At 73.5% G+C, this 16,210-nt stretch carries 14 protein-coding genes; 4 read left to right on the top strand and 10 right to left on the bottom strand.

Features of this window, described 5'->3' with window-relative positions:
- The 5 genes from DEI96_RS14505 to DEI96_RS14485 form a co-directional block, all read right to left on the bottom strand.
- Window positions 1–2,172 (bottom strand): ArnT family glycosyltransferase, encoded by a 2,172-nt coding sequence (locus DEI96_RS14505; RefSeq protein WP_284183609.1) that lies wholly within the window; start codon window positions 2,170–2,172, stop codon window positions 1–3.
- Between the two features lie 204 nt (window positions 2,173–2,376).
- Window positions 2,377–3,189, bottom strand: coding sequence for a fructosamine kinase family protein (locus DEI96_RS14500; protein ID WP_111024648.1), 813 nt, complete (start codon window positions 3,187–3,189; stop codon window positions 2,377–2,379).
- A gap of 125 nt (window positions 3,190–3,314) precedes the next feature.
- A complete protein-coding gene (locus tag DEI96_RS14495) occupies window positions 3,315–4,049 on the bottom strand; it encodes a response regulator transcription factor (protein ID WP_111024649.1) in 735 nt (244 codons plus the stop codon).
- On the bottom strand, window positions 4,037–5,251 hold the full coding sequence (locus DEI96_RS14490) for a sensor histidine kinase (protein WP_111024650.1): 1,215 nt from the start codon (window positions 5,249–5,251) through the stop codon (window positions 4,037–4,039). The genes DEI96_RS14495 and DEI96_RS14490 overlap by 13 nt, the downstream gene beginning before the upstream one ends.
- Before the next feature lie 94 nt (window positions 5,252–5,345).
- Window positions 5,346–6,194: a LysR family transcriptional regulator gene (locus DEI96_RS14485; RefSeq protein ID WP_111024651.1), complete on the bottom strand. Its 849-nt coding sequence runs from the start codon at window positions 6,192–6,194 to the stop codon at window positions 5,346–5,348.
- Between the two features lie 71 nt (window positions 6,195–6,265).
- Between DEI96_RS14485 and DEI96_RS14480 the strand changes: the two genes are divergently transcribed.
- The 3 genes from DEI96_RS14480 (at window position 6,266) to DEI96_RS14470 (ending at window position 9,833) form a co-directional block, all read left to right on the top strand.
- Window positions 6,266–7,171 carry a DMT family transporter gene (locus tag DEI96_RS14480; RefSeq protein ID WP_111024652.1) on the top strand — a complete coding sequence of 302 codons (906 nt, stop codon included), beginning with the start codon at window positions 6,266–6,268 and terminating at the stop codon, window positions 7,169–7,171.
- A 163-nt stretch (window positions 7,172–7,334) separates the two neighbouring features.
- Window positions 7,335–8,921, top strand: a complete 1,587-nt coding sequence (locus DEI96_RS14475) for a long-chain-fatty-acid--CoA ligase (RefSeq protein WP_111024682.1) — start codon at window positions 7,335–7,337, stop codon at window positions 8,919–8,921.
- Between the two features lie 42 nt (window positions 8,922–8,963).
- A complete protein-coding gene (locus DEI96_RS14470) occupies window positions 8,964–9,833 on the top strand; it encodes a UbiA family prenyltransferase (RefSeq protein WP_111024653.1) in 870 nt (289 codons plus the stop codon).
- 81 nt (window positions 9,834–9,914) lie between these two features.
- Here the strand turns inward: DEI96_RS14470 and DEI96_RS14465 are convergent, their stop codons facing one another.
- The 5 genes from DEI96_RS14465 to DEI96_RS14445 all read right to left on the bottom strand — a co-directional run bounded on the left by DEI96_RS14465 (window position 9,915) and on the right by DEI96_RS14445 (window position 15,330).
- On the bottom strand, window positions 9,915–11,108 hold the full coding sequence (locus tag DEI96_RS14465) for an FAD-dependent oxidoreductase (RefSeq protein WP_258372973.1): 1,194 nt from the start codon (window positions 11,106–11,108) through the stop codon (window positions 9,915–9,917).
- 85 nt (window positions 11,109–11,193) lie between these two features.
- Window positions 11,194–12,417 carry an acyltransferase family protein gene (locus tag DEI96_RS14460; RefSeq protein WP_111024654.1) on the bottom strand — a complete coding sequence of 408 codons (1,224 nt, stop codon included), beginning with the start codon at window positions 12,415–12,417 and terminating at the stop codon, window positions 11,194–11,196.
- A 434-nt stretch (window positions 12,418–12,851) separates the two neighbouring features.
- Complete coding sequence (locus tag DEI96_RS14455) at window positions 12,852–14,150, bottom strand: NAD(P)/FAD-dependent oxidoreductase (RefSeq protein ID WP_071406544.1); 1,299 nt, start codon at window positions 14,148–14,150, stop codon at window positions 12,852–12,854.
- A 103-nt stretch (window positions 14,151–14,253) separates the two neighbouring features.
- Complete coding sequence (locus DEI96_RS14450; RefSeq protein ID WP_111024655.1) at window positions 14,254–14,802, bottom strand: dihydrofolate reductase family protein; 549 nt, start codon at window positions 14,800–14,802, stop codon at window positions 14,254–14,256.
- A gap of 21 nt (window positions 14,803–14,823) precedes the next feature.
- Window positions 14,824–15,330 carry a hypothetical protein gene (locus DEI96_RS14445; protein WP_111024656.1) on the bottom strand — a complete coding sequence of 169 codons (507 nt, stop codon included), beginning with the start codon at window positions 15,328–15,330 and terminating at the stop codon, window positions 14,824–14,826.
- Between the two features lie 82 nt (window positions 15,331–15,412).
- Here DEI96_RS14445 and DEI96_RS14440 point away from each other — a divergent pair, with 82 nt between their 5' ends.
- On the top strand, window positions 15,413–16,186 hold the full coding sequence (locus tag DEI96_RS14440) for an alpha/beta fold hydrolase (RefSeq protein ID WP_146246955.1): 774 nt from the start codon (window positions 15,413–15,415) through the stop codon (window positions 16,184–16,186).
- Window positions 16,187–16,210 lie beyond the last annotated feature (24 nt).

The raw sequence follows: 16,210 nt of genomic DNA, 5'->3' as shown, positions 1-16,210 counted from the left end.
TCACTCCGTGCTGCTCAGGTCGTAGACGGTCTGGCCGCCGACGGTCGTCGACTCGTAGTTCGCTGCGACCCACTCCTGGATCGCCGACGCGGTCGACGATCCGCCGCCCATGCCGCCACCGGAGCCGGACGACACGTAGTACCCGATGTCGCCGTCGGCGACGTAGGCCTTGAACTGCGCGAGCGTCGGTGCCGGGTCGCTCGACCAGCCGCCGATCGCCATCACGGCGGTGTCGGTGTCGAGTTCGAGCTGCGCGGCCGACTGCGATCCGTTGACCGCGGCCGCCCACTTCGCGTCGGATGCCTCGAGCAGCTCCTGCAGGGCGGACGAGGTCGACGCACCCCCGCCACCACCCCCGGCCTGGAGGCTCGTCCCCGACCCACCCTCGGAGGTCGCGTCGTCCGTGCCGTCCTGCCCACTGCCCGGTGCCGTACCGGACGTGCCGTCCGGCATCTCCGGCGCCTCGCCGGAGGCGCCCTCCGGCGGGGTCCCGCCGGGACCCTGCTGGGAGTCGGACGTGCTGTCGGAGCCGCCGTCGTCGGAGCCGGAGGTCGACCCACCCGGTCCGTCCGTGCCTCCCGGGAAGCCACCGGTGCCGCCGCCCATCCCACCGGAGCTGCTGCCCGCCGGACCGACGCTCGGGATCGAACCGGAGTGCGCGACGGTCGTCGTGGCGAGGGCGTAGGCGGTGGTGCCGGACAGGCCGAACAGGGTGCCGGCGAGGACGCCGACCGTGACGAGCCGGCGCAGCGACGGCACGCTGCCGATGACGATCAGTGCCGCGGACAGCAGCCCGCCGGCGAGCATCACCCAGCGCAGCCACGGCAGCCAGGTCGGGTTCTCGTTGAGCAGGCACCAGCCCCAGAACGCGGTGACACCGATCATCGCAGCGAGGCCGAGGCGGCCGACGAAGCGGGCTCGTGCGTGCCAGAGCAGGGCGCCGCCGGTCCCGACGAGTCCGGCGATCGCTGGGGCGAGGGCGACCGTGTAGTACGGGTGGATCGTGCCGGACATGTACGAGAACACGAGTCCGGTGACCAGGAGCCAGCCGCCCCACAGGACCAGCCCGGCGCGTGCGGGGTCGGCCAGGTGCCGACGGCCGACGACGACCAGCCCGACGACCAGGGCGATGAGCCCCGCGGGCAGGAGCCACGAGATCTCGAGCCCCATCTCGGACGAGAACAGACGGTCCAGGCCCGTCGAGCCGCCGAACGAGCCTCCGGCGGTGCCGCCGGTCGTGCCGCCGCCTCCGCCGCCGTTGCCCGAGCCGCCGAAGATCCGGCCGAGGCCGTTGTAGCCGAACACCAGGTCGAGGACGGTGTTGTTCGTCGAACCGCCGATGTACGGGCGGGACTCGGCGGGCCAGAGCCACACGGCGACGACCCACCAGCCGGCGGCCACCACGAGGGAGCCGGCCGCGACGAGCAGGCCGACCACGCGCCGGCCCCATCCGGTGCAGGCGGCGAACAGGTAGACGAGTCCGAAGGCGGGCAGGACGAGCAGGCCCTGCAGCATCTTCGTCAGGAACGCGAACCCGAGGGCCACCCCGGCGAGCGCGATCCACTTCCAGCTGCCCTTCGGCAGCGCCCGCACCGTGCAGTACGCCCCGGCGGTCATCAGCAGGACGAGCAGGGCGTCCGGGTTGTCGAACCGGAACATCAGCGCCGCCGCCGGGGTCGCTGCGACGACGAAGCCCGCGAGCAGGGCGCCGACGTTCGCGGTGGTGGCACCGAGTCGGGCCAGGGTGCGGCGGACCGTGCCCCAGACCAGGGCGACGGAACCGACGGCCATCAGCGCCTGGGGGAGCAGCAGGCTGGTGCTCGAGAACCCGAACAGCCGGGCCGACAGCACCATCACCCACAGCGAGGCGGGCGGTTTGTCGACCGTGATGAAGTTCGACGAGTCGAGGGAGCCGAAGAAGAACGCCTCCCACGACTTCGTGCCGGCCTGCACGGCGGCGGCGTAGAAGCTGTTGGCGTACCCGGAGACGCTGAGGTCCCACAGGTACACCACGGCGGTCACGGCCAGGAGCGCCCAGAACGCCGGCCGGAGCCAGCGGGCGTCCTCGCGCTCGCCGAGGAACAGCCGGGCGAGGGGCGGGCGGCGCCGATCCCGGGCGGCACTGCGCGCGGGGTCGCGTCGGTCGGTCACGGGTATCGGGTACGTGGTCATGTCGATGAGCATCCGGGGCGTTCCCCGACTGCTGCACTGCGCCGGCTATGCGCGGGCTAAGGACGCACGGTGCGCCCCCTCGCACGGTGCGAGAGGGCGGTCTGCTGTGGTGCGAGGTTCCGCACTCGGTGCGAGGCACGCGGGGTCGCACGGAGTGTGGAACCTCGCACCGTTCGTGCGGCGCCCCTCGCACGGTGCGAGGGGTCAGGCGTACCGCTGCGCGGCCCGGAGTGCGGCCCCGGTGTACGAGCCGCCGAACAGGAACACGTGCAGCAGCAGCGGCGCGAGCTGGTGGAGCTCGACGCGCTCCTGCCAGCCGTCAGCCAGCCGTGACTCCCGGTCGTAGGCGGCGAGCACCGTCTCGAGCCGGGGCAGCCCGAACAGCCCGAGCAGTGCCAGGTCGGTCTCCGCGTGCCCGCCGTGCGCGATGGGGTCGATGAGCACGGCGCCGGTCGGTTCGGACGAGTCCGTCGGCCAGAGGACGTTGCCGGCCCACAGGTCACCGTGCAGGCGCGCGGGTCGGTCCCCGACGAGCGCGGGCTGCGGCGACCCGAGCGTGCCGTCCTGCACGCGCGAGGCGACCCGTTCGAACACCGCGGCCTCGGCGTGGTCGAACCCGCCCGCGTCGACGATGCGGCGGACGAAGTCGCGGATGCGGTACTCGGCGAAGAAATCGCCCCAGGTCGCCGGTGCCCGATCGGCCGCGACGAACGGCGTGCGCGAGCGGCCCATCCGCAGCGCCGCACCGCGGGTCCAGCCGGCTGGCGGCGCACCCCAGTGGTCGGCACCGGCGGCGTGCGTGTGCGCGAGGGACCGGCCGAACCGCTCGGCCTGGGTCGCGGTGGGGGAGCCGTCGGAGACCAGCTCGAGGTCGAGCACGGTCGGGGTCGGGCTCCCGAGCACGCGGGCGATGCGGGTGCCTCCGGTGTCCTCGGCCTCGGCGAGCCAGGCGAGCCCGGCTGCTTCGGCTGCCGCTTCGTCCGCGGTGGTGAACGTCTTCACGTGCGTCTCGGCCATCGGTCCATCCTGCCGAGGGGGCACCGTCGTCCGTTCAGCCGACGGTCACCCGGCGACCCGGCGACCCGGCGACCCGGCGACCCGGCGACCCGACGACCCGGTGCCCCGGCGCCTCGGTCACCCGGTCACGCGCTCGGCTCTCCCCGCCGGGCCGCGTGCACCACGAGCGCCAGCTGCACCCGGTTCTCGACGCCGAACTTCTCGTACACGTGCCCGACGTGCGTCTTCACGGTGGCCAGTCCCACGTACAGGTCGGCGGCGATCTGCGCATTCGACGCCCCGTTCGCCACGGCGAGTGCGACCTCCCGCTCCCGCTCGGTCAGCAGGGCGAGCAGCCGGCGCGCCTCGGTGTCGTCCGAAGCGGCACCGGCCGATGACCCGGCCGGTGCGCCGCCCGGGCCACCGGCCGCCTGGCCCGAGCGGGGTCCGGCCGCGAACGCGATCACCCGGTCGAGCACGGACGGGGACAGGATCGAGCGCCCGGCCGCCACGGTCCGCACGGCCTGCACGAGTTCGTGCGGCGGGGTGTCCTTGAGCAGGAACCCACGGGCGCCGGCCTGCAGTGCCCCGAGCACGAGGTCGTCCCCCTCGAAGGTGGTCAGCACCAGGACGGCCAGGTCGGGTCGTCGGCGCAGTTCGCGTTCGGTGGCGACGAGTCCGTCGCACCGGGGCATCCGGATGTCCATGAGCACGACGTCGGGCGTGGTCGACGCGATGACGGCCTCGGCCTCGAGCCCGTCGCCCGCCTCGCCCACGACCACCAGGCCGTCGTCGCCGCTGAGCAGCATGCGGAGCCCGACACGCACGAGCTGGTCGTCGTCGACCAGGACGACGCGGACGGGAGCGGTCACGGCGTCCACGGCAGCACCGCCTCGACCACGTGCACGCGTCCGTCGTCGCTGCCGGCACGGAAGCTCCCGCCGACGAGCCGGGCGCGCTCGGCGAGCCCGCGCAGGCCGTGCCCGGCGGTCTTCCCGGACGCGTCCGCCGGCGCAGGTCCGTCGGTCAGCGGGTTCGACACCACCACCCGGACCCCGGGACCGGGGACGGTCTCGACCACCACGTCGACGGGTTGTCCGGGGGCGTGCCTGCGGGCGTTCGTCAGCGACTCCTGCACGATCCGGTAGGCGTGCCGTCCGACTGCCGTCGGCACCGCCGCGCCGTCGGCGTCGACGCGTGCCCGGACGGTCGCGCCGCCGGCACGCGCCTGGTCGAGCAGGGCGGGCAGGTCGACGAGCGTCGGCTGCGGAGGCGCGGTGCCGGTGACCTCGTCGCCGCCGGTCGCCGCGGGGTCGCGCAACACCCCGAGGACGTCGCGCAGGTCGGTCAACGCGGAGTGCGCCTCGGCCCGCACGACCCCGGCCGCGGCGGCGGTCTCGTCGGGGGTGAGCCCCGGGCCGCGGTACTCGAGCGCACCGGCGTGCAGCGCGACCAGGGACAGCCGGTGGCCCAGGACGTCGTGCATCTCGCGGGCGATGTGGGCGCGCTCCTGCTCGCGGGCACGGTCCTCGCGCAGCTGCTGGTCGCGTTCGAGCAGGGCGGCGCGCTCGCGCAGCGACAGCAGGAGCGCCCGGCGCTGCCCGATCGCGATGCCGATGACCACGAGCAGGGCGATGCCGACGATGCCCGCGACCAGGATCTGCCAGAGCGGCATGTCGTCGGCCGGGGGCGCCAGGACGACGTCGTAGAGCACCGTGGCACCGAGCAGCACCGCACCGGCGACGGCGAGCTCGACGGCCCGGCGCCGGGTGGCGAGCGACACCGTGGCGATCGCGGCCGCCCCGACCGCCAGGGTCGACACCGAGCTGAGCGCAGCGATGACGACCGTGATCAGCAGCGGTGCCCGGTGCCGGAACGGCAGGAGGACGAGGGCGGCCAGACCGGCACCCACGTCGCCGAGGAGCAGCGCGCCGACGTGGAGGTCGCTCCAGCCGCGGGTGTCCATCGACGGCCACACGAGCCCAGCGGTGAGCAGCCCGGTCAGGGCGGCGACGGCGACACGCCAGGTCTGGGACCACACACGCTGCCCGAGCGGCACGGCGGGGAGCGCGGTCGAGGTCATGCCCCGAGCCTAGGGAGCCGTCGTCACGAGCGGATCCGCCGAAGGTCGGAGGTGCCGGAGCTGCCGAAGGTGCCTGACCAGGGGACCGTCCGTCTCAGACCGCGTCCACCAGGGCCCGCGCCAACGGGTGCCACGCACGGGACGACGGCCCGCTCAGCACCAGGGTCCGTTCGAGCCGCCGGGCCATCGGGATCATCACCAGGTCCGGCGGCAGCATCCCGCGGCCCAGGGTCGGCACGATCGACACGCCCTCGCCCCGCTGGATCATCCCGAACATCGTGCTCATCTCCCGCACCCGGTGGGCGTACCGGAACGGCCGGCCGTCGAGCTCGTGCAGCTTCTGGATCTGGTACTCGCAGCCGCCGCCGCCCGCCACCAGGCCGTCCTCGTGCAGGTCGTCGAGGGTGAGTGCGGGCAGCTCGGCGAGGGGGTGGTCGCGACGGATCACGGCGGCCATCTCGTCCCGCGCCACGACCACGCCACCCTCGGGAACCGGCGACGGGTCGACGAGCACGGCGGCGTCGACGGTGCCGGCCTCGAGCCACTCCGGCATCTCGTCGTCGTCCCCCTCGTAGACCTGCACGTCGACGTCCGGCAGGGTCACGGCCCACAGCTCGCGGAGCCGCGGCAGCAGGCCCTGGCAGACGGTGGGGACGGCGGCGAGGCGCACGGTGCCGCGCGCCGTGGCGGGCCGGACCACCGCCTCCAGGGCTTCGACCGAGGCGAGCACGCTGCGGGCGTGGGCCACCAGGCGGTCGCCCAGCGGTGTGGCGGCGGCGACCGTGCCGCGGCGCACCACGGGGCCGCCGACCTCGCGTTCGAGCCCGGCGACGGCGTGGGACACCGCGGACTGGCCGACGCCCAGCGCGGCGGCCGCCGCGGTGAAGGACCCGGCGTCGAGCGTGGCGACGAACGCGCGCAGTTGCTGGACCGAGACGGTCATGCGTCCTCCTCATGTCGGCATGAGCGACATGCGTTTGCCGCATGTCACCCGGTGGTCCGACACTAGGCCACGTGAACGCCCTCCTCTACGCCCTCGTCGCACTGACCTGGGGATCGAGCTTCCTCTTCGCGAAGATCGGACTCGACGGTCTCGCCCCGCAGCAGGTCGCCACGGTGCGGACCGTGCTCGGTGGGGTCACGCTGGTCGTGGTGCTCCTGGCCACCCGTCGCCGGTGGCCCCGGGAGCCGCGGACCTGGGCGCACCTGGCGGTCGTCGCGGTGTTCCTCAACGCGGTGCCGTCGTCGCTGATGGCGTGGGCCGAGCAGACGGTGCCGTCCGGGCTCGCGAGCATCTACAACGCGACGACGCCGATCATGACGCTGGCCGCGCTCGCGGTGCTCGTGCCGTCCGAACGGCTGCGCGGACGGCAGGTGCTCGGGATCGTGCTCGGCATCGTCGGGGTGCTCGTGCTGGTCGGCCCGTGGGACGTCCTGACCGACCCGGCGGTCCTGGCGAGCGTGCCGGGGCAGGTCGCGCTGCTCGGCATGACCGCGTCCTACGGCATCGGGCTCGCCTACCTGCGCCGGGTCGCGGTGGCGAGTGCGTACGACCCGGTCACGCTGGCGACGGTCCAGCTGACGCTGGCCTCCGGGATGCTCCTGCTGGTCGCGCCCGTCATCGCGACCGGTCCGGTGCAGCTGGACGGGAGGATCGTGGCTGCGATGGTCGCACTCGGTTGCGTCGGCACGGGGCTGGCCTACGCCTGGAACACCCGGCTCGTGCAGGCGTGGGGCGCCGGTCGCGCCTCCACCGTCACCTACCTGACGCCGGTGGTCGGGGTGGCGCTCGGGGTGCTCGTGCTGGGGGAACGGGTGCGGTGGAACGAGCCCGTCGGCGGACTCGTCGTCCTGCTCGGGATCGCCCTGGCGTCCGGGGTGCTCGTCCGTCGGCGGGAACCTGCGGCGTCCGCGGTCTGACCGGGGCGCCGGGCCGCGCCTGTCTGACCGGGCCGCCGGGCCGCGCCTGTCTGACCGGGCCGCGCCTGTCTGACCGGTCCGCGCCTGTCTGACCGGGCCGCCGGGTCGAGCCGTAGGATCGGCGGTGACGACGACGAGGTCGTCGACGAAGACGGAGACCGGCATGCACGACACCCACACCACCCGCGCGACCGCGTCGGTCGCAGCGATCCTCGCCGAGTCGGCGGCACGGTACCCGGACGACGTCGCCGTCATCGTGGGCGACGTCCGCACCACCTACGCCGAGCTGTGGGCGCAGACACTGGCCTACGCCGGGGCGCTCCGCGCGCGGGGCGTGACCGAGGGGTCGAAGGTGGCGATGCTCGTGCCGAACGTCGCGGACTTCCCCCGCGTCTACTACGCCACGCTGGCCCTCGGCGCGGTCGCCGTGCCCGTGCACGCGCTGCTGAAGCGCCGCGAGATCGAGTACGTCCTGCGCGACAGCGGCGCGACGCTGCTCGTCTGTGCTGCCCCGCTGCTCGGCGAGGGCGCCGCCGGAGCCGAGCTCGCCGGGGTCGACGTCGTGACCGTGCTCGCACCGGCGACGACCGACGACGGGTCCGCGGCCGGCCCCGACCGGCTCGAGGCCCTGGCCGCGCAGAGCGAACCGCTCGACACCTACGTGCCGCGGCACCCGTTCGACACCGCCACGATCCTGTACACGAGTGGCACCACCGGCCAGCCCAAGGGTGCCGAGGGCTCGCACTTCGCGCTGCTCGAACAGGTCAACACCAACCTGATGACGACGTTCGACATGCACCGCGGGGACGTCCTGCTCGGCGCCCTGCCGCTGTTCCACACGTTCGGGCAGACCTGCACGATGAACACCGGGTTCCGGACCGGCGCGACGCTCGTCATGCTGCCGAAGTTCGACGGTGACACGGCGCTCGCCGCGATGGTCGAGCACGGCTGCGGCATCTTCATGGGCGTCCCGACGATGTACATGGCGCTGCTCGACGCCGCGACCCGGTCCGAGGCCCGTCCGACGCTCCGGTACGCGATCTCCGGCGGGGCCTCGCTCCCACTGGCGGTGCTCGAGCGGTTCCAGCAGGTCTTCGACGCGCCGATCCACGAGGGGTACGGGCTGACCGAGACCTCGCCGGTCGCCACCTTCAACCACGTCGGGCAGCCGCCGCGGCCCGGCACCATCGGTACGGCGGTGTGGGGCATCGACGTCGAGATCGCCGACCCCGAGGTCCGCGACGCGATCGTCATGCTGCCGCACGGCGAGATCGGTGAGCTCGTCATCCGTGGCCACAACCTGATGAACGGGTACCTCGACCGACCCGAGGACACCGCCGAGGCCATCGTCGACGGGTGGTTCCGCACCGGTGACCTGGGCACGAAGGACGACGACGGGTACCTGACGATCGTCGACCGCACGAAGGACATGATCATCCGCAACGGCTACAACGTGTACCCGCGGCAGGTCGAGGAAGTGCTCGCCACCCACCCCGACGTCGCGATGGCCGCGGTGTTCGGCGTGCCGCACGCGGTGCACGGGCAGGAGGTCGAGGCCGCCGTCGTCCTGCACGCCGGCGCGACCGTCGAGCCGCAGGTCCTGGTCGACTTCGTCGCGGCCGAGATCGCCGCGTACAAGTACCCGCGGGTGGTGCACGTCCTCGAGGCGCTGCCGCTCGGTCCGAGCGGCAAGGTGCTCAAGCGTGAGCTCGTCGACCGCTTCAGCGTCGAGGTGACGGCGGTTCCGTGATCCGCCCCACGACCGCGCAGGGGCGATCCGTACGCTGACCGGGTGACCGCCAGCCGCACCCCGTCGACCGCGCGTCTGCTGTTCGCGTCGTCGCACCCCGGACCCACGGTCACCGTGACCGTCCTCGCCGCGGTGATCGCCGCCGCCGTCGGGCACCCCGTCTGGCTCGTGGTGCTGGTGGCGCTGACGGTCGTCGCCGGGCAGCTGTCCATCGGGCTGGCGAACGACTGGATCGACGCGGACCGCGACCGGGCCGTCGGGCGGAGCGACAAGCCCGTCGCCCGCGGCCTCATCGCCGTCGGCACCGTCCGCACCGCCGCGTACGCCACCGCCGGGGCCGCCGTGGTGCTCTCGCTGTTCCTGGGGCCGGTCGCCGCGGTCGCGCACCTCGTGCTCGTCGCCGCCGGGTGGGCCTACGACGCCGGGCTGAAGCGTTCGGTGTGGTCGGTGGCGCCGTTCGTGGTCGCCTTCGGGCTGCTGCCGGTCGTGTCCGTCGCGGCCGGGCCCGAGGGGCAGTGGCCGGAGTGTTGGGCGATCGCCACGGGGGCCGTCTTCGGGATCGCGATCCACTGCACCAACGTGCTGCCCGACCTGGTCGACGACGCCGCCACCGGGGTGCGGGGCTTCCCGCACCGGCTCGGGCTCCGCGGCGCGGGGATCGTCGCGTTCGCCTCGCTCGTCGTCGCTGCAGCGCTGGTGCTCGGCGGACAGGTGCTCGGCGACGACCCCGTGCAGGGGCTCGGGGTCGTGCTCGCGGTCCTCGGTGCCGTCGTGGTGGCGGTGCTCGCCGTCGTCGGCGTCCGGTTGGTGCTCGCGGGGCGGGCATCACGTACCCTGTTCCGGCTGGTCATCGCGTCGTCGCTCGTGCTCGTCGTCGAGCTCGGCTTCGCGGGCGCGCGACTCGTCGCCTGACGACGCGGAACAGACTGCGCGACTGCGCGACTGCGCGACTGCGTGACCGCGCGATTGCGCCGGTGCGCCGGACGCGAGCCGTCAGGCCCAGCGCATCGCGTAGAGCCGGGCCAGGCCATGCGCGGTCGGCAGGGACAGGGCGGTCCGGAGCAGCGCCTCCCGGCCGGTCGCCGTGACGGGGCCGAGCGGACGTCCCAGTGCCATGTTCACCTCGGCCTGCCGAGCCGCGCGTCGAGCGGCTGCCTGGCGGCGGGCGGCGTAGCCCGGCCACGGCCCGGCCGTGCCGGTGCGGACCGCTCCGGCGAGCAACGGCGCGAGCTCGGCGGCGTCGAGCCACCCGAGGTTCATGCCCTGCCCGCCGATCGGACTGATCTCGTGGGCGGCGTCCCCGACGAGCACGACCCGGCCGACGCCCACGCGGTCGGCGGCGCGGCGGCGCACCCGGAAGCCGCTGGTCATCGAGCAGGTCGCGGGGTCGGGGACGACACCGGTGCGCTCGGCGACGAGCGCGGCCAGGCGTGCGACGACCGCGGGGTCCGGCGTGCCCGTCCAGCTGCCCTCGGCCGAAGCGAAGGCGTCGTCGTCCGGCACCAGGGCGACGTACCGGCGACGCGCGCCCGGCAGCGGGAAGGACTCGACGACGCCGTCCGGGCCGACGTCGACCAGCGCGGCCGAGCGGGCCGACGGCGCCTCGGGATCGGCGAAGTCGCCCATCACGTAGCGGTCCGGGTACTCGCGCCCGGTCGTGCCGATGCCGAGCAGGTCGCGGACGGCGCTCCGGGCACCGTCGGCCCCGACGACGAAGGCCGCACGGACCGTCACGGTGCCGCCGTCCGGTCCGGTCCCGGTGGCGTCGACGTGGTCGGTGTGCCGGGACAGCGCGGTCACGGTGGTCCCGGTCCGCAGAGCGCCCGGTGCGCTGGCCCGGAGCTGGTCGCGGAGCAGGGACTCGGTGCGGTGCTGGTCGAGGGTGGCCACGTACGGGTGGGTCGGCGACGCGCGGTCGAAGCGCAGGGTGCCGAGGGTCCGACCGCGGCTCCGGGCCACGCCGGCGTGCACCAGCGAGGCCTCGGCGAGCACCGCGGTGTCCAGACCGATCGCGGCGAACGCGTCGAGGGACGGCGGGTGGATGCCGATGGCCCGCGAACCGGTCGGGGGCTCGTCCCGGCGTTCCCACACCCGGACATCGACGCCCCGCGCCGCCAGGAGTGCCGCCACGAACAGCCCGACGGGGCCGCCGCCGACGACGAGGACGTCGACGCGTTCGATGGGCACGCCGCTGAGCCTACGGTGACCGTTCGTCGCGGCGTTCAGTGAGCAGAAGACGTCGGGTCAGCGGGCTGTACTCGACGTGTTCTGCTCACTCGATGCGCTGCGCGGGCGGGGTCGCGGGCGCGGCGTGCGCTGCGGCCCTGCGACCCGCTCGGACCCGTGCGCGGAAGCGCTCGACGGGCACCTCGACGGCGTAGGCGGCGCCGATCGACACGATCGCCACCGCGCCGACCAGGCCGACCGTGCCCCAGGGGCCGATCGCGAAGGTGCCGAGCAGCGCGATCACCAGCGGGTGCCAGAGGTACGCCGAGTACGACACCCGGCGGCCGAACCACGACACCGGCGTCCAGGCCAGGGCGGCGGACACGGGGGAGCGGACCGAGACCAGCCCGCCGATCGTCACTGCCGCGATCACACCGGTCAGCGGCAGCACGATGCCGAACGTCGACGCGTGCTGGGTCCAGTCGTCGTCGATCCCGAGCAGCACCCCGACCAGCAGCAGGAGACCGAGCCAGGTCGCCACGTGCCCGAGGACCCCGGCGGCCCGGACGCGCACCCGTTCGTCGTCGAGCAGCAGGGCCAGCCCGCAGCCGATCGCGAGCGGCACCACCCCGAGCACGGGCGAGAAGTAGACGTCGGGCGTGGCACCGCCGCTCGGGCTGCGGTAGCTCGCCCACGACGCCGCCGAAGCCCCGACGACCAGGACCCCGAGCCCCGCCAGGAGCCAGCGACGGCGGACCCGGAGTACGGCGAGCAGGACCAGGACCGGCGGCCACACCAGGTAGAACTGCTCCTCCATCGACAGGCTCCACGTGTGCGCGAACACGCCCTGCGAGGTGTCCCAGAAGGCGCGGAACAGGTTGCCCGTGTAGGTCAGCGCGATGAACGCCGCTTCGCCGGACGACAGCGAAGCGCCCTTGTAGTCACCGACCCAGTTCCAGAGCAGGAGCCCGACGACGACGAGCGCGAGCAGTGCCGGGTAGAGGCGGAGCAGCCGCTTCACCCAGAACGAGCCGAGGCGCACCCGCCCGGTACGACGCCGTTCGCCGAGCAGCAGCGTCGTGATGAGGAAGCCGGACAGCACGAAGAACACCGTCACGCCGATGAAGCCGCCCTCGAACTGCGGCACGTGCAGGTGGTACAGGACGACGACCAGGATGGCGATGGTCCGGAGTCCGTCGAGCGCGGGTGCGCGGTGCGTGAGCGGAGGTGGTGGAGCCTGCGGTGACCCGGCCTCGGAGTGCGCCGGGGCGGCCGTGCGGTGCTGTGGCCGCGCCTGCGTCGGCGCGTGGGTCAGCGTGGTCGTCGCCATGGTCCCTCCCCGCGCTGCTCGGTTGCGTGTCGCCGACCAGGGTCCTCCTCGCGGGTAAGAGGAGTCTCAACGAGCGGGGTGCACCAGGCTCGTCCGGGCCGACGCCGAACGACAGTGTCGACGTCGTACGACCTCGACAACGTCGTTCCTTGCACGCGCGCACTGTCGCGCGGCGCGCGCAGCGACCATGTCGCTGTCGTCCGACAGCGACATGGTCGTTCCGCGTCGGCAGGCCCCACGGTCCCGGCCACGCGTCGGCGCCAGCCCCGCGCACCACGCGCCAGCCGGGAGGCCCGTGGCCGGCCCGCACCGCGCCTCCAGGCCGTCGCGCCCCGCGTCCACCGCACGCACATCGTGAGCAGGAACGGTCGGGTCCGACGTGCGGACCCGACCGTTCCTGCTCACGAAGCGAGCGTGCGAGCGACCGCGCGCGGCTACTCGGCCTTCTGCAGCTGCCAGGGGTCCGGCTCGCGGTCGCCGTTCGGGCGCACCGGGCGGACGTCGCCGACGATCGGGATCGATCGCTTCCGCATGAACCACACGTAGCGGACGAAGAAGTGGGTCAGGGTCGACATCCGGTTGCCGGCACCGAGCAGGCTCGTGATGTGCACGAACACCCAGGCCAGCCAGGCGACCGGGCCGACCATCGTGATCCCGCCGCGCAGCTGGGCGACCGCGGCGTTCGTGCCGATCGTCGCCATGGTGCCCTTGTCGAAGTACTTGAAGCGCTCGGTGGCCTTGCCCTCGAGCAGGCGCACGATCTGCCGCGCCGAGTGCCGTCCGCCCTGCAGCGCGGGCTGGGCGAGCTGGGCGAGGGCGTCGTCCTGGGCCGCGATGTCGCCGGCGGAGAAGATCCGCTCGGCGCCCTTCACGCTCAGGTCGTCGTTCACCTGGATGCGGCCACCGTGGGTCTGCGGCAGGCCCCAGCCGGAGACCTCCTTGTGGGCGGCGACTCCGGTCGCCCAGATCACCTGCGACGCGGGGATGAACTCGCCGTCCGCGGTCATCACGCCGTCGCGCTTGACCTCGGAGACGCCGGTGTTCAGCCGCAGCACGACACCGCGCTTGCGCAGGACCTTGGCGGCGTACCGGCGCAGGCGCGGGGCGAACGGCTTGAGCAGCTCGCCGCTGCGGTGCACGAGGGTGATCGAGATGTTGCCGCGTTCGATCTCCGGGTACGCGCCGACGAGTGCCTGGTCGCGGAGCTCGGCGAGCGCGCCGGCCATCTCGACGCCGGTCGCACCGCCACCGACGATCACGATGCGGATCTCGTCGGGGCCCTGGTTCGCCGCCGCTTCTTCGAGCCGGGTGAACAGCTCGTCGCGGATGCGGAGTGCCTGCGAACGGGAGTACATCGAGTACGCGTACTCGTACGCACCGGGGGTGCCGAAGTAGCTCGTGTTCACGCCGTTGGCGAGGATCAGGTAGTCGTAGTGCAGGTGCTCGCCGTCGGACATCTCGGCGATGCGCTCGTCGGTGCGGATGCCGGTGAGCAGGCCGTGACGGAACTCGGCGTTCGACTGGCGGGCCCGGAGCGAGCGCAGGAAGTACGTCACGTCGCCGGCGTTCAGGCCGCCCGTCGCCACCTGGTACATCAGGGGCTGGAACATGTTGTAGACGTGGCGGTCGACCAGGGTCACCCGGACCGGCGCATCGGCGAGCTCCCGCATGGCGGCCACACCGGCGAATCCACCGCCGACGATGACGACATGCGGGCGGGTGTCCTGGGTCATGCTTGCTCCGGTGTTCCTCGGGTGCGGATGGTCACCCACGAGGGTACGCGCGGTTTGCCGGGGCGCATGACGGGCAGAGGCCGGGAGGCCCGCGGTGCGTCCGTCAGGCGTCGAACCGCCCGTAGGTGTTCAGCACGTTCCCCTTGCTCGTCACGGTGCTGTCGACCAGACGCAGGCGCGTGGGCGGGTCGGTCGGTTCGAACAGTCGCCGGCCACGGCCGGCGATCGCCGGGTGGATCATGAGCTGCAGTTCGTCGAGGACCCCGGCGAACAGCAGGCTGCGGACGAGCGTGACACTGCCGCACACGGCGATGTCGGCCCCCTCACGCTGCTGCAGGTCGCGCACGAACGCGGGGACGTCGCCCGGGATCCGCGTGCTGTTCTGCCAGGTCAGGTCGTCGCCGAGCGTGGTGGAGGCCACGTGCTTCTCGATCGGGTTGATCCACTGCCCGAAGGGGTCGTCCGGGTGGGCGGGCCACCACTCGGACCACTCGAGGTAGCTGTTCCGGCCGAGCAGCACCGTGTCGGTGCGGGCCATGAAGGCACCCATCCCGGCGCCGAGCTCGTCGTCGAAGCTGTCGTACTGGAACTCGTAGGGGTCCTGCACGACGCCGTCGACCGACGTGAACAGACCGGCAGTGGTCTTCCGCATGGGACGGATCGTACGCGCCCGTCAGCTCCCGGTGCCGTCGGTGCTGCCGGAGCCGTACCCGGGGGCCTGGCCGGTGCCGTTGCCCGGGAACCGGTTCGTGCCGGGGACCTGCGTCGTCGACTGCGTCCGGTCCGCACCGATCGCGTGGCCGATGGCGAACCCGACGCCTCCGCCGACGAGCAGTGCGGCGAGCCCGACGATCGCGGCGAGGAGCGGCCAGAACCATGGGGGCTTCGGGCCGGTGCTGCGGCGGTTGGTCGGGCTCGCGGCGCCGGCTGCGGCTCCGTACCAGGGGGTGGCGCCGTTCGGGGCGGTGGAGTCCCAGGCGCCCGGGTTCCTGGCGCCAGCGTCCGCGCGGTACGGCTGCTGCTGCTGCTGCTGCTGCTGCTGTTGTTGCGGCGCGGGGGCGTCGAGCGTGGAGGTCGACGTCGGGGTCGGGGCGGCACCCCAGCCGGTCGGCGTGGTCGCCCGGTTCGCCGGGTCGGAGCCGTCCGGTTGGTGACCGTTGGTGGGAGTGATGTCGCTCATGCCAGGAGTGCACACGGCTCGGCTATGCACAGCCGATGACGAGGCTGACCCGGTGCTGCGAACCGCCGCGTAGCCTCGGCTCGTGCGCGCTGCTGTGGAGACCGTCCGGATCGACGGGGTGCCCGTGCGCCTGCACACCATGGCGGCGCGAGAGCCGGTCCGCGACGACACCGACCCCACCGTCGTGTTCGTCCACGGCATCGGGATGTCCCACCGGTCCTTCGCCCGGTCGCAGCGCGCCGTCGCCGCCGAGCACCGCACGATCAGCGTCGACCTGCCGGGGTTCGGCTGGCTGCCAGCGGCCGGTCGGCGGCTGCCCATCGAGGAGCTCGGCGACGTCGTCGTGCGGGCCGTCCGCCACCTGGTCGACGGCGACCTGGTGCTCGTCGGGCAGTCGATGGGTGCCCAGGTCGTGGTCGAGTCCGCCCGGCGCCACCCGGAGACCGTCGCGGCGATCGTGCTCGTCGGTCCGGTGATCGACTCCGAGCGGCGATCGCTCCCGCTGCAGGCGCTCGACCTGGGCCGCGACGGGTTCGTCGAGGGGGTCCGGATGAACGGCGTCCTGGTCACCGACTACCTGCGGAGCATGCGGCAGTACACGCGCGAGCTCGGGCCGATGCTCCGCTACCCGACCGAGCAGACGATCACCGAGGTGCCGCAGCCCGTCCTCGTCGTCCGCGGCACCCGGGACCCGATCGCGCGGCACGACTGGTCGGCTCGGGTCGCGGCCGCTGCGCCGAACGGCACCTTCGTGGAACTGGACGGCCCACACCACGTGCAGGAACGGCAGCCGGACGCGTTCGCACGCCTCCTCGAGTCTTTCCGCAGCGCCGAGCGCCTGGAGGGGCTGCGATGACCCGGCCGGCCACGTCGGGGACGG

Origin of the sequence: Curtobacterium sp. MCLR17_031 (assembly GCF_003234775.2) — a bacterium.
GTDB lineage: Bacteria > Actinomycetota > Actinomycetes > Actinomycetales > Microbacteriaceae > Curtobacterium > Curtobacterium flaccumfaciens.
This window is presented reverse-complemented; position numbering and strand designations above follow the sequence as displayed.